Annotated in this window: 14 protein-coding genes; 1 reads left to right on the top strand and 13 read right to left on the bottom strand. The window is 63.4% G+C overall.

Annotated features, from left to right (window positions below; translation table 11 throughout):
• Positions 1 to 150: 150 nt before the first annotated feature.
• Complete coding sequence (gene nucS, locus GTW58_RS09225) at positions 151 to 846, top strand: endonuclease NucS (RefSeq protein WP_119933092.1); 696 nt, start codon at positions 151 to 153, stop codon at positions 844 to 846.
• Positions 847 to 921: 75 nt separating this feature from the next.
• Here nucS and murA read toward each other — a convergent pair whose 3' ends face one another.
• From murA to GTW58_RS09160, 13 genes are all read right to left on the bottom strand, one after another.
• Positions 922 to 2,199 (bottom strand): UDP-N-acetylglucosamine 1-carboxyvinyltransferase, encoded by a 1,278-nt coding sequence (gene murA / locus GTW58_RS09220; RefSeq protein ID WP_119933052.1) that lies wholly within the window; start codon positions 2,197 to 2,199, stop codon positions 922 to 924.
• Between the two features lie 163 nt (positions 2,200 to 2,362).
• A complete protein-coding gene (locus GTW58_RS09215) occupies positions 2,363 to 2,638 on the bottom strand; it encodes a F0F1 ATP synthase subunit epsilon (protein ID WP_047690572.1) in 276 nt (91 codons plus the stop codon).
• Positions 2,639 to 2,640: 2 nt separating this feature from the next.
• Positions 2,641 to 4,107: a F0F1 ATP synthase subunit beta gene (atpD, locus tag GTW58_RS09210; protein ID WP_119933053.1), complete on the bottom strand. Its 1,467-nt coding sequence runs from the start codon at positions 4,105 to 4,107 to the stop codon at positions 2,641 to 2,643.
• 64 nt (positions 4,108 to 4,171) lie between these two features.
• A complete protein-coding gene (locus GTW58_RS09205) occupies positions 4,172 to 5,083 on the bottom strand; it encodes a F0F1 ATP synthase subunit gamma (RefSeq protein ID WP_047688256.1) in 912 nt (303 codons plus the stop codon).
• A gap of 73 nt (positions 5,084 to 5,156) precedes the next feature.
• On the bottom strand, positions 5,157 to 6,803 hold the full coding sequence (gene atpA / locus GTW58_RS09200) for a F0F1 ATP synthase subunit alpha (RefSeq protein WP_047688258.1): 1,647 nt from the start codon (positions 6,801 to 6,803) through the stop codon (positions 5,157 to 5,159).
• A 106-nt stretch (positions 6,804 to 6,909) separates the two neighbouring features.
• Positions 6,910 to 7,725, bottom strand: coding sequence for a F0F1 ATP synthase subunit delta (locus tag GTW58_RS09195; protein WP_119933054.1), 816 nt, complete (start codon positions 7,723 to 7,725; stop codon positions 6,910 to 6,912).
• Entirely contained in the window at positions 7,722 to 8,267 is a 546-nt protein-coding gene (locus tag GTW58_RS09190; RefSeq protein ID WP_119933055.1) for a F0F1 ATP synthase subunit B, read from the bottom strand. Before GTW58_RS09190 ends, GTW58_RS09195 begins: the two co-directional genes overlap by 4 nt.
• 56 nt (positions 8,268 to 8,323) lie before the next feature.
• Complete coding sequence (locus tag GTW58_RS09185; protein ID WP_047688260.1) at positions 8,324 to 8,530, bottom strand: ATP synthase subunit C; 207 nt, start codon at positions 8,528 to 8,530, stop codon at positions 8,324 to 8,326.
• Positions 8,531 to 8,663: 133 nt separating this feature from the next.
• Positions 8,664 to 9,401 carry a F0F1 ATP synthase subunit A gene (gene atpB, locus GTW58_RS09180; protein ID WP_052209304.1) on the bottom strand — a complete coding sequence of 246 codons (738 nt, stop codon included), beginning with the start codon at positions 9,399 to 9,401 and terminating at the stop codon, positions 8,664 to 8,666.
• A gap of 106 nt (positions 9,402 to 9,507) precedes the next feature.
• Positions 9,508 to 9,870, bottom strand: coding sequence for a hypothetical protein (locus tag GTW58_RS09175; RefSeq protein ID WP_189587271.1), 363 nt, complete (start codon positions 9,868 to 9,870; stop codon positions 9,508 to 9,510).
• The gene (locus tag GTW58_RS09170) at positions 9,867 to 10,349 is read right to left on the bottom strand and encodes a hypothetical protein (RefSeq protein ID WP_156125282.1); all 483 of its coding nucleotides are present in this window, start codon (positions 10,347 to 10,349) and stop codon (positions 9,867 to 9,869) included. Before GTW58_RS09170 ends, GTW58_RS09175 begins: the two co-directional genes overlap by 4 nt.
• Positions 10,346 to 11,455 (bottom strand): MraY family glycosyltransferase, encoded by a 1,110-nt coding sequence (locus GTW58_RS09165; protein WP_119933057.1) that lies wholly within the window; start codon positions 11,453 to 11,455, stop codon positions 10,346 to 10,348. Before GTW58_RS09165 ends, GTW58_RS09170 begins: the two co-directional genes overlap by 4 nt.
• A complete protein-coding gene (locus GTW58_RS09160; RefSeq protein WP_081993522.1) occupies positions 11,452 to 13,539 on the bottom strand; it encodes a polysaccharide biosynthesis protein in 2,088 nt (695 codons plus the stop codon). The genes GTW58_RS09165 and GTW58_RS09160 overlap by 4 nt, the downstream gene beginning before the upstream one ends.
• Between the last annotated feature and the right edge of the window lie 27 nt (positions 13,540 to 13,566).

Raw genomic sequence — 13,566 nt, 5'->3', positions numbered from 1 at the left:
GGGAGATCAGCTGTCCGCCCACGGGGAGATCACCTGACCGCCCACAGGGAAGTCGGGCTGACCGTTGACAGTGAGCAGGAACCGCCCTGCAACCGTTGCTGCCTGTTGCGATGGCCGACCGGCGCCGTGCGCTGTGTCAGACTGTCCGCCGTGCGTGTTGTGATCGCTGACTGCTCCGTTGACTACCAAGGCCGGCTGACGGCCCATCTGCCGCTGGCCCGCCGCCTGCTGATCATCAAGGCGGACGGCTCCGTGTTGGTGCATTCCGACGGCGGCAGCTACAAGCCCCTGAACTGGATGTCTCCACCCGCCAGGCTCTCCACCTCAGAACCCACGGAGGACCAATCCGCGGTGGGTGTCCAAGAGGTCTGGACGGTCTCCGCCACCAAGTCCGATGACGTCTTGAAGATCCTGATCCATGAGACTCATGAGGAAATCGCCCATGATCTGGGTGTTGACCCGGGACTGACCAAGGACGGCGTGGAAGCCGATCTGCAACGATTGTTGGCCGAGCAGATCGATCTCGTGGGTGAAGGTTCCATGCTGATCCGGCGTGAATACCCCACAGCGATCGGGCCCGTGGACATCCTGGCCCGTGACGCCAAGGGCGCCACCATTGCCATCGAACTCAAACGCCGCGGTGACATCGACGGTGTGGAGCAGCTGACCCGCTACCTGGAACTGCTCAACCGCGATCCCCGGCTTGCGCCGGTCCGTGGCATATTCGCCGCCCAGCAGATCAAGCCCCAGGCCAAGGTCTTGGCCACTGACCGCGGGATCTCCTGCCTGACACTGGACTACGACGCCATGCGCGACGTCGACGACAAGGACGCTCGCCTGTTCTGAACCAGGCACGTTTGACAGTGAAATGACCACCTGCTCGCGATGCAGGTGGTCATTTCACTGTCACAGGCGATGCTCTCAGTAGAGCGGTGAGGCCATGTGCCGTTCCACCGCGACACCGGCGTTGGTCAGGTTCTCCACAAAGTTCTCATACCCGCGATCGATGTGCCCGATCCCGTTGACCTCCGTGGCGCCATCAGCACGCATGCCGGCAATCACCAGGGCAGCACCGGCACGGATGTCCTTGGCCTCCACGGGCGCACCGGAGAGCTTGTCAACGCCATCCAGCCAGGCATGGTGTCCGTCGAGGCGGACGTGGGCACCCAGGCGTTCCAGCTCAGCTGTGAAACCCCACCGGGCCTCGAACACGTTCTCCGTGATCATTCCGGAGCCCTCCGCTACGGCGTTCATGGCGACGGCGAACGGTTGCAGATCCGTGGGGAAGCCCGGATACGGGAAGGTGGAAATGTTCACGGCCTTGGGCCGGGACGGGCCGTGCACCTGGAAACCGTCCTCCAGCTCGGTGATCTCACATCCGGCGCTGCGCAGCTTGTCCAGGACCAGGCTCAGATGGGAGGACTCTGCGCCCTTCACATGGACCGAACCGCCGGTGATGGCGGCCGCAAAGGCCCACGTTCCAGCCACAATCCGGTCCGGCACGGTGCGATGGACCACCGACTGCAGGGCTTCAACGCCCGTGATGGTCAGCGTTGAACTGCCCACTCCCTCGATCTGGGCACCCATGGCCATGAGCATCTGGCAGATGTCCACAATCTCCGGCTCACGCGCCACGTTCTCCAGAACCGTGGTGCCTTTGGCCAGAGTTGCTGCCGTCATCAGGTTCTCCGTGGCGCCCACGGATGGGTAGGACAGGTGGTACTCAGCACCCGTGAGCTCATGTTCCACCGTGGCCTTCAAGTAACCGGCTTCCGTGCGGAACCGGGCACCCATGGCTTCCAGCCCGGCGCGGTGCATGTCCAGACCCCGGGTGCCGATGGCATCTCCGCCAGGCAAAGCCACTTCAGCGGCATGGCAACGGGCAATCAACGGCCCTAGAACGGACACGGAGGCCCGCATGGCCCGGACCAGGTCGTAATCGGCCTGGTGGTGTAGCTGCTCGGGGACGTCGATGTCCACCCAACGTTCGCCCTTGTTGTAGTTCACCTGGCAGCCCAGACGCCGCAGCAGCTCAGCCATGATGGAAACGTCATCGATCTCCGGAACATTGGTGATCCGGGACTTGCCCACCGCCAGCAGAGTGGCTGCCATCAGCTTCAGCACGCTGTTCTTGGCGCCGTAAACAGGCAGCACGCCGTTGACCGCCGTGGGTCCGTGGACAACGATCTTTTCTTCCATGCTTCTTCTCCTGCTTCAGGCCGTCAGAACTCTCGCCCACACTGTACGGCCGGTCAAAGCTCACTGAACTGAACTGGCCTCACTGAACTGCACTGGCGGTGTCGACGCGATCACGTCGACACCGCCAGCAGGTCAGGTGCTTCACATCACCGGGACACCCCGATCAGGCGTGTGCCCCCGGTGCCTCGTAGTGGTCGGCCACGATGGTCACGCGGTTGCCGTCGACGGAGACGAATCCGCCGTCGATCTGACCCTCGATGCGCTGCCCGTCCACCGGGTCGATCACAACCCGACCGGGAACCAGCACACCGGCAGTCGCCACGTGCCCCGACAGGATGCCGAGGTCACCGTCCGTGGTGCGCACGATGACCTGACGGGCCTCGCCGTTCCACACAGATTCGGAGAGCTCAACGATCTCAACGATCAACGGAGCAGCCATGATCACTTCTCTCCGGTGGAGCGCTTGATCTCGTCCCACTTGGCCATGACATCGTCCAGGCCACCGACGTTGTAGAACGCCTGTTCCGGAACGTGGTCCAGCTCGCCGTCGCAGATCTTCTTGAAGGAGTCGATGGTCTCCGCAACCGGGACTGTGGAGCCCTCCACACCGGTGAACTGCAACGCGGTGTAGGTGTTCTGTGAGAGGAACTGCTCGATGCGGCGGGCGCGGGAAACCACGACCTTCTGCTCTTCGGAGAGTTCTTCCACACCCAGGATGGCAATGATGTCCTGCAGTTCCTTGTTCTCCTGCAGGATCGACTTCACGCGGGTTGCGACGTCGTAGTGCTCCTGGCCCACGTACTGCGGGTCGAGGATACGAGAGGTCGAAGCCAGCGGGTCGATCGCGGGGTACAGACCACGGGAGGCGATGTCACGCGAGAGGTTGGTGGTGGCATCCAGGTGCGCGAACGTGGTGGCCGGAGCCGGGTCCGTGTAGTCATCGGCGGGCACGTAGATCGCCTGCATGGAGGTGATCGAGTGGCCACGGGTGGAGGTGATGCGCTCCTGGAGCACACCCATCTCATCCGCCAGGGTTGGCTGGTAGCCCACGGCCGAGGGGATACGGCCCAGCAGCGTCGAAACCTCGGAACCGGCCTGGGTGAAGCGGAAGATGTTGTCAATGAACAGCAGCACGTCCTGGTTCTGAACGTCGCGGAAGTACTCCGCCATGGTCAGACCGGTCAGGGCGATGCGCAGACGCGTTCCAGGCGGCTCATCCATCTGGCCGAACACCAACGCGGTGTCCTTGAGCACGCCGGCCTCTTCCATTTCCACCCAGAGGTCGTTGCCCTCACGGGTACGCTCACCCACCCCTGCGAACACGGACGTACCGCCGAAGTTACGGGCCACACGGGTGATCATTTCCTGGATCAGGACGGTCTTGCCCACGCCGGCGCCACCGAACAGACCGATCTTTCCGCCCTTGATGTAGGGGGTCAGAAGGTCGATGGACTTGATGCCGGTCTCCAGCATCTCCGTGGAGCCCTCCAGCTCCGCAAAGCCGGGAGCGGTGCGGTGGATCGGCCAGCGGTCCTTGATCTCCAGCTGCTCGGTGTCCACGTCCAGGGCCTCACCCACAACGTTGAAGATGTGGCCCTTGACGACGTCGCCGACCGGAACGGAGATCGGAGCGCCGGTGTCCTGGACCTCGGTGCCGCGAACCAGACCATCGGTGAGCTGCAGGGAGATCGCACGCACCAGGTTGTCACCCAGGTGCTGGGCGGTCTCCAGGTAGATGGTCTTCTGCTCGCCCTCGAAGTTCAGCTCGGTGGTCAGAGCGTTGTAGATGTCGGGCATCTGGTTCTCGGGGAACTCGATGTCCACAACGGAACCCTTGACGCGCGCGACGCGGCCAATGGCACCAGCGGCAGGCTGGGTTGCCTGCTGCTCGTTGATGGTGGCAGTCATGTCTCTCACTTCACTTTTCGTGGGTGGCGGGTGTGGATGGGGCGCTGTCCGCGCAATACCTGGGTCAGAGGGCCTCGGAAGCCGACACGATTTCCGTCAGCTCGGTGGTGACCTCAGCCTGACGGGCGTTGTTCATCAAGCGGGTGTACTTGCGGATCAGGTCATCCGCGTTGTCACCGGCCGACTTCATGGCGCGCTGACGTGAGGCCAGTTCGGAGGCGGCAGCCTGGCACAGGCAAGAGTAGATCCGGGCCCGGAAGTAACGCGGCAGTGCCTTGTCCAGGAACTCTTCAGCGTTGGGCTCGAACTCGAACTCCTGGGAGTTGGTTTCGATCTCCCCGTAACCCTTGGTTATGTCATCTCCCAGGGCGTTGGCGTCCACGACCTCAAGGGGCAGCAAGCGCAGCACCTTGGGTTCCTGGGTCACCATGGAGTGAAAACGCGTGTAGACCAGGTGGATCTCGTCGATCCCGCCGTCCTGGTGGTCCTTGGTGAAGGCTTCCAGGAGCACATCAGCGATTTCGTGGGCACGATCGCTGCTGGCGTTGTCGGTCTCGCCCTCCCAGAATGCGTCGTACTCACGACCACGGAAGTCGAAGTACTGCTTGGCCTTACGGCCCACCAGGTAGATCTTCACCTCGCGGCCGTCTCCGTGCAGCATCTCCAGCAGGCCTTCGGCTTTCTTGAGGACGTTGGCCGAGTAGGAACCGGCCAGTCCTCGGTCGGAGCTGAAGACGACGACGGCGGAGCGACGCACGTCATCCGAACTGCGCAGGAACGGGTGGTCCCCGGAGGTCTGAGTGACAACCTGTGACAGAAGACGGGTCAGTGCGTTGGCGTACGGCGAGGCCGAGTTGATCCTCTGCCGGGCCTTGTTGATGCGCGAAGTCGCGATCATCTCCATGGCCTTGAAGATCTTCTTCATCGACTCCGTGGAGGAGATCTTGTTCCGGTAAACCCGGATCTGCGCTCCCATGTAGCTTCCTTTCGTTACCGTCCGGGTGCCGGTTCAGGGCACCCGGACGGAGACTTCACGATTCGCGGATCGCTCAGCGGCTGGCGGAGGAGCCACCGGTGGACAGCTGTTCCTGGGCGACGTCGCCCGAATCCAGCGCCTGGTGCTCTTCATGGCCCGGTGCGTGGTTGTCCCGGTTGTGGCCGCGGAAGTCGCGCTTGACCTCAGCAACGGCGGTTTCCAGGGCGTCCACAGTGTCGTCCTCGAGCTTGCCGGTGGAGGCGATCGAGTCCATCACGTTGGTGGTCCGGCGCACCTGGTCCAGCAGAGCGGCCTCGAAGTCCAGGACGTCAGCAACCTCGATGTCATCCAGGTGGCCCTTGGTGCCGGCCCAGATGGAGACAACCTGTTCCTCGACCGCGTACGGGTTGTACTGCTTCTGACGCAGCAGCTCGGTCAGACGAGCACCGCGGGTCAGCTGCTGACGGGAAGCGGCATCCAGGTCGGAGGCGAACATGGCGAACGCCTGCATGGACCGGTAGGAAGCCAGTTCCAGCTTCAGCGTGCCGGAGACCTTTTTCATGGCCTTGATCTGAGCGGCACCACCCACGCGGGACACGGAGATGCCCACGTCAACGGCGGGGCGCTGGTCAGCGTTGAACAGATCCGACTGCAGGAAGATCTGACCGTCGGTGATGGAGATCACGTTGGTCGGGATGAAGGCCGAGACGTCGTTGGCCTTGGTCTCCACGATCGGCAAACCGGTCATGGAGCCGGCGCCAAGATCATCGGAGAGCTTGGCGCAACGCTCCAGCAGGCGGGAGTGCAGGTAGAACACGTCACCCGGGTAGGCCTCACGTCCCGGAGGACGGCGCAGCAGCAAGGAGGTGGCGCGGTAGGCCTCTGCCTGCTTGGAGAGGTCATCAAAGATGATCAGCACGTGCTTGCCGCCGTACATCCAGTGCTGGCCGATGGCCGAACCGGCGTAGGGGGCCAGGTACTTCACACCGGCCGAGTCGGAGGCGGAGGCAGCCACGATGGTGGTGTACTCCAAGGCGCCGTTGTCCTCAAGCGTCTTGCGCACGGAGGCAATGGTGGAGGCCTTCTGACCGATGGCCACGTAGATGCAGCGAACCTGCTTCTGCGGATCCCCGGTCTCCCAGTTGGAACGCTGGTTCAGGATGGTGTCCACAGCGATCGCGGTCTTACCGGTCTGGCGGTCGCCAATGATCAGCTGACGCTGGCCACGGCCGATCGGGATCATGGCGTCGATCGCCTTCAGACCGGTCTGCAGCGGCTCGTGAACCGACTTACGCATGGTCACGCCCGGTGCCTGCAGCTCCAGCGCACGGCGGCCTTCGGCCTCAATGGGGCCGAGGTCGTCGATCGGCTGCCCCAGGGTGTCCACGACACGGCCCAGGAAGCCGTCACCGACGGGCACGGAGAGGATCTCACCGGTGCGCTCGACGGTCTGGCCTTCTTCGATCTCCTGGAAGTCACCCAGAACCACGACGCCGAGGTCGCGGGTGTCCAGGTCCTGTGCCAGACCGAGCACGCCGTTCTCAAAACGGAGCAGCTCGTTGGCCATCACGGAGGGCAGGCCCTCCACGCGGGCGATCCCGTCGGCAGCGGAAATGACGCGGCCAACTTCCTTGCGTTCGGTGTTACCGGGGTCGTAGGAGGCTGCAAACTCTTGTAGCGCGCTACGGACCTCATCGGCATTGATGGTCACTTCGGCCATCTCGTGTCCCTGCTTCCTGGTCGGTGATCATCGTGCCGATGACCAACTCATTCGTCTGGTGGACTCTGGGGGCTGTGCCGCCCCGCGTGTCCGGTGCTGTGGTGGCTCAGGCTCCGAGCTTGAGCTGCAGTTCGTTGAGGCGAGTTGCCACTGAACCGTCAATCACTTCATCACCCACGGTGATGCGCAATCCGCCCACCAAGGAGCGGTCCAGGTCCGTGACAACTTTCAGATCCCGGCCGTAGATCCGTCCCAGAGAGGAACGCAAGCGCTCCACCTGGTTCTGATCCAGCTCGACCGGAGTGACCACACGGGCGATCCAACGATCCCGCTGGGCTGCCAAGTGGTCTGCAAATGTGCCCAACAACCTCTGCGGCAAGGCACCGCGTGGGTTGGTCACGGCCTGCTCCACCAGCAAGCGGCCTTCTTCACTCAACGAGGGAGCAATGCGGTCCAGAAGGCGCAGCTTGGCTTCATTGGAGGCTCGTGCATCGGTGAACGCCCGCTGCAGTTCAGCATCGGAGTCCAACAGCGCCTGGGCGGAGAGGACATCGTCCACGACGTTGTCCAAGCCCTGGGCACCTGCACGGTTCTCAGCAGCCGAACCGGCCAAGAGAACGCCAGCTGCTTCCAGTCCGTCGGCCATACCACCTTCACCGCTCCAGCGCTGACGCACCAGAGCCTCAAGCACCTCGCAGGCTTCGCGGGAGGTGTGTCCTTCGAAGATCCGCCAGGCCAGGGCCACGCGCTGATCATCGGAGTGAGCCGGATCGGTCAGGGCCCGGCGGAGGCTGCCCTGCTCGTCGAGCACGGCAGCGATCCCGAACACGTCACGAGCCAGGTGCGGCTGAGCCGAGCCGGTCCAGCGTTCGAGCACGCGTGACAGGTTGACCTGGTTTCCGTCGGATCCTGCGGCCGTCACGCTTGTGCACCTGCATCGGTCGGAGTCTGCTCAAGGTCGGAGAGGAACCGGTCCACCACGCGCCGCGAACGGTCGTCGTCGGACAGGGACTCCCCCACGATCTTGGAGGACAGCTGGATGGCCAAGGTGCCGACCTCATTGCGCAAGGACGCCACAGCGGCAGTGCGCTCAGCAGCGATTGCGGTGTGAGCGTTCTCGGTGATGCGAGCCGACTCCACGTTGGCGCGGTCCTTGAAGTCAGCCAGGATCTTCTCGCCTTCGGTGCGAGCCTCCTCGCGGATCCTCTGGGCTTCGAGGCGAGCGGATTCCAGCTGCTGGTTGTACTCGTCACGGGCCTTGTCCGCTTCTGCCTGCGCAGCTTCGGCCTTGGCCAGGCCACCCTCGATCGCTTCCGTGCGCTCCGCGTAGGTGCGCTCGAACATGGGCACGATCCACTTGATCGCGGCGAGCAGCAGCAAGGCGAAGCCGATCGTGGTGATCAGCATTTCCCAGCCGTTGGGGAACAGCGGGTTTTCGCTGGCTGCCATGATGTTTGTGGTCATGGACGGTTTTCCTGTTCTCTATGACTGACCTGGTCCGACCTTCCCGTGAGGAAAGATCAGAGCAGAGCCAGCACGAAGCCCAGGATGGCCAGGGCCTCGACCACGGCAAAGCCCATGAACAGCATGGGCTGGATGATGCGCTGGGTCTCGGGCTGACGGGACACGGCCTGCATGTAGGCGGCGAAGATCAGACCCACGCCGATGCCACCGCCGATGGCTGCGAGACCGTAACCGATGACGGAGAGGGAACCGGTGATGTCCATTCTTGGTGTTTCCTTTCGTACTGCCCTGTGCGGGCGGTGTGCCACGAATGGCGGTTGACGTTTCGGAGAAGTTCTCCGTAGGTCGATCCAGCTTGCACCGGACCAAAACTAGTGGGGCCGTGGGGCCGAGGGGTCAGTGGCCTTCCTGCAGGGCACCGTCAACGTAGACGGCGAACAGCAGGGTGAAGATGTAGGCCTGCAGGACCTGGATCAGGATCTCCAGAAAGTAAATGAAGATGCCCAGAAACAGTGCGCCAGCACCACCGAGGATGCCGCCGATGCCACCGACATCGGTGATCAAGAAGCCCAAGAGGGAGGCAGCAACCATGATGGCCATGTGACCCGCGAACATGGTGGCGAACACACGCAGCGCGTGGGTGACCGGACGGATGATCAAGTTGGAGATGAACTCGATCGGGATCAGGAAGACGTAGAGCACCTTGGGAACGTCCGGCGGCATGGTCATCTTGGCCATGAAGTGCCCAAGACCATGACGCTTGACGCCGACACCGACCCAGGCAACGTAAGCAATGATGGCCAAGACGTAGGCCGAGCCGGGGTGGGACAACGTGGGCAACTGCAGAACGGGGATGGACCCGAACAGGTTGTTGACCAGGATGAAGAAGAAGAAGCTGAACAGCAGCGGCAGCCAGGGCCGGAACTCCTTCTCACCGATGATGTCGCGGCCCAAGGAGTTGCGCACGAATCCGTAGCCGACTTCACCCAGGTACTGGCCCTTGGAGGGAACCAGCGCTTGCTTGCGAATGGCCCACATGAAGAAGCCCACGATCAGAATGACCGACAGGAAGATCAGCACCGTGTGCTTGGCGAATTCGAAGGAGCCGATCTCGAAGAACGGCGGGAGGTGCATGTCCGAAACGCTGGGAGCCTGGAAGCCTTGTCCCTCAAGAACTGGGGCGACGATCAATGGCGGTCCTTTCTGCTTCCATCCGCGCAGTCACGACTCAAGGCCATGATCATTTGTCTGCGGGGCGGTTTCGGGCGTCATCACCGGCTGCTGAACCATCATTGGTTCCCAGTCCGGCTTGCAGGTGGAGGTAGGCGAGGGTCACCCCGGCTGCAAGGCCGACGCCCGCTCCGAGCAGGACAAGCCACTGCGTCCCCACCAGGTAATCCAGCAGGAACCCTACCAGACTCCAGAAGGCCGTCCCAATCACCAGGTAGGCCAAGATCCCCAGCGCGCCGCGGTTTCCACCGGCTTCCACCAGCTCTCCCACAGTGCTCAAACTGCGTCTGCGCCGCCCAGTCTGCGGGTTCTCACCCGTGGGGATCGCATCAGTTTCGGATGACCTGGGTTGCGGGTTGTGGGCAGAACTCATGACATCTGATCCTTTGCTGTCTCGGATGTGCTCTTGGACGCCCTGGCTGTGGCCTGGACGTCGAAAATGGGGAGACGAGTGCGGCGTGCCGCGTAGGCCACACCGGTGAGCCAAGCGCACAGCTGCCCCACCGTGGCAGCACCCACCCAGGGAGCTTCAAGGCCCTGCGGCGCAGGCGCGGCGAACAGGATGATGGCCCCAGCGAACACCAGACCCACGTAAAGAATCAACATGACCATGGCCGCCAGTGCCGGTGGGTACCGGGAGGCCCACCACAGAGCCACCAGGGACACCGCAAAAACAAACACCACCACCGCGGTACCCACCGCCACGCTTGCTGCAGCGGCCGATCCGTCCACCAACCACGCAGTGCCGAGCACTACAGCTGCCACGGTCACCCCCAGCAGCAGGGACACCCGCAGCATCCTGGCCCAAACATTGCCCGGCAACATTTTTCGCCCGGTGTGCGACCGGCTCATGCCGCGGATGCCTGGGGGTTGTCACCGGAGACCACGGTGCGGCGTCGTGCACGGCCCAGCAGCCATGGCAGTGCCAGGTACAGCACCAGAATCAGGATGACCAGGATCCCAGCCAACAGCACGGCCACACCCGTGAGCTGCAGGCCCAGAAGGGAAACCACGGAGACCAACACCGTGGTCAGTGCCACCACCGCCGAGGACTGGACGTGGGTCAGACCCACGTCTGTCAGACGCTGATAGGCGTGCTGGCGATGCGGCCGCCACCAGGCCTCCCCCGCTCGGTATCGTCGCAGCAGGGTCCAAGAGGTGTCCGCCAGGTAGACGGAGAGCGGCGGCAGAAGGTACTCCACGTACACCCCGGACAGAAATGCCGCCACCGCTATCAAGATGATGGATCCGCCCAACAGATAGGACCCAACATCCCCCAGAAACACTGCCCCGCGGCTGAGGTTCCAGGGCAGGAACCCGGCAAAGGCAAAGGCCACCACCAGACCGGCAATTATCATCCAGGTCAGGTCATTGGAGGCTCCGGCCCAGGCGTAGAGCAGACCGACCACCAGTCCGTGCAGCCCGGAAATCCCGTTGATGCCGTCCATGAAGTTGGCCACGTTGACGTAAACCACCACGGCCCCGGTGCACACCACCCACCACAGCAGGCTGGTCTCCAGGGTCCAGATCAGGAGGGCTGAGCACACCCCACCCACCAGAGCCTGAATCAGGAGTCGGACACGTACGGAGACACCCTTGAAGTCTTCGGCCCACCCCAGTGCAGCGCAAGCCGCTGTTCCGGCCAGCACGATCAGAGCAACGGACCGGTCCGTGTAGACCGCACCCGTGGCCAGTCCCGCGGCCTGGACCGTGATGACCGAACCGGCCACCGCCAGACCCATGCCGCGGATCACGGTGCGGGTGTGTGAGGAACGTTCGTTGGGGATGTCCACCACCCCCCAACGCGTCAGCAGCGGCTTGACCACAAAAGGCAGCGCAACGCTGAGCACCAGGGCGGCGGCCCCGAAAGTCACTGCCAAGACCAGCAGGTGCTGGAGCTCCTCCACTGTGGGGATGGATCCCGGGTCCACGGAAAGAACGCTGGGTCCGTCTGTCATGACGCCTGGCCCTCCGCATTCTCGGCCCGGTGCCTCGAGGTACCGTGGCCGCTGGTCCCCTGGTCCGTAGCCTCTTGGTCATCAGGCCGCTGAACCGCGCGGTGCTCCCCTGGCCCCTGCCCCTTGCTCGCGGTTGATCCGCCGCCCTGCTGCCGCTTGGGAATCTCCCGCGCACCATGGAACTGGGTCAGGGCGGGCTGCGTGGAGGGTCCCACCACGGGAATGGCGCCCGTCAGGGTCATCCCACCGCGTTCTTTCCAGACGTGGCGATCAAGGTTGGACGGGCTCAAGGCTCGCACCTGGGCGTGGGAGATCTTGGGGTGGAACGGCCGGGCATCGGACTCGTCCATGCCGATCAGGTCCTCGTGCAGCTTCTCCCCCGGCCGAAGCCCGGTGATCACGATCTCGATCCCTTCCTGACCGGAGAGCGAACGCAGCCGCTTGGCCACATCCAGAATGCGAACCGGCTCCCCCATGTCCAGGATCAGCACCTCACCACCACTGGCAATGGCCCCTGCCTGCACCACCAGCTGACAGGCCTCCGGGATGGTCATGAAGTATCGGGTGGCGTCCTCGTGCGTGACCGTGATGGGGCCGCCCTGGCGGATCTGCTCCGTGAACAGCGGCAGCATGGAGCCACGGGAACCAAAGACATTGCCGAACCGGACCGAGGCGTAACGCTTGCCGGTTTCGCGCGCCATCCACGCCGTCAGCTTCTCCGCCACCCGCTTGGAATGCCCCAGCGCAGTGGTGGGATTGGCGGCCTTGTCCGTGGACACGTTCACAAAAACATCGACGTCGGCTGCGCGGGCTGCCGCCAAGACGTTCAACGTTCCCAGGACATTGGTCTTCCAAGCCTCGTCCGGGTAGGTCTCCAGCAGGGAGACGTGCTTGAGGGCGGCTGCGTGGAAGACCACCTGGGGGCGTCGTCGTTCAAAAATGGTGGCCAGGTTCTGGGCGTCGCGGATGTCTGCCAGCACAGTGTCCTGGCCGTCCAACAGTCCCCGGCCCGTGATGGAGATCTGGGTGGCCTGCAGATTGGTTTCGTCCCGGTCCAACATCATCAGCTCGGCCGGGTCGAAGGCCAGCAGCTGCCTGCACAGTTCGGACCCGATCGAACCGCCGGCACCGGTCACCAACACGCGTTTGCCCGTGATGTAGTCGGCAATGCCGGCGGCGTCGATGTCGACCGGTATCCGGCCGATCAGATCCTCCAGGCTGATGTCCCGGATGTCCACGCTGGTGCCCGATCCCGTCAGCATGTCCCGCACCGGAGGCACAGTCATCACGCGGGTGTTGGTGCCGGCAACGACGTCGGACACCCGCTGCATCAGTTTGGAGGAGGCATTGGACTGCGCCACCAGCAAGATGCTGGAACGGGTCTGCGCAAGGACTGCGGGAGCATCTGCAATGGTGCCCAGGACCGGGACCGAGGAGACTCGTAGGTGCTTCTTGGAGGGGTCATCGTCCAGCAGGGCCACCGGCAGGTACTCCGAATCCGGGTCCTGCATCATGCGCTGCACAATGAAGGTCCCGGACTGACCTGCGCCGTAGATGACCACATGCTGCGCGTTGGCCTGTGGTTTGGAGGTGGACTCCTGGTACATCCGCTTGAGGTAGCGGAAGGCCGCCATGAACAGTGCTGCGAACGGGAAGGCGATCAGGGCCACGGACCGTGGAATGCCGATGGTGCTGCCGGCCACCAACAGCACGATCTGCAAAATGGCGGTCACGATCAAGGTGACCACGATCAACAGCTTGCCTTCATCAAAACTGCCGTAGGAATAACGCCCGCGATACAGGGCAAATGAATAGCCCACGGCAATCTGAGCCACCACGGCAATCAGGCACGCTGCCAGGAGGCTGGAAACGTTGATGAACTGGATGCTCAGTTCATAACGCAGCACCAAGGCAACGCCCATGGCCGCGATCCAGGCCACGGAGTCCAGCATCATCTGGATCCACAACCAGGCGGTGGGACGTTCGGACTCCGAACCACCACGAGCCGAGGTGGTGCCGGATCTCACCTGCGGTTGGGACCCGGTGGCAGGACCCGCAGAGTCACGTCCGTGCGGAGTCGTCATGCGGGGGTCCTTCCGTGAACAGGGGTT

Source organism: Kocuria subflava, from assembly GCF_012163155.1.
Lineage (GTDB): Bacteria > Actinomycetota > Actinomycetes > Actinomycetales > Micrococcaceae > Kocuria > Kocuria subflava.
Note: the sequence above shows the minus strand (reverse complement) of the source record. Positions and strands in the feature narration are given on the sequence as shown.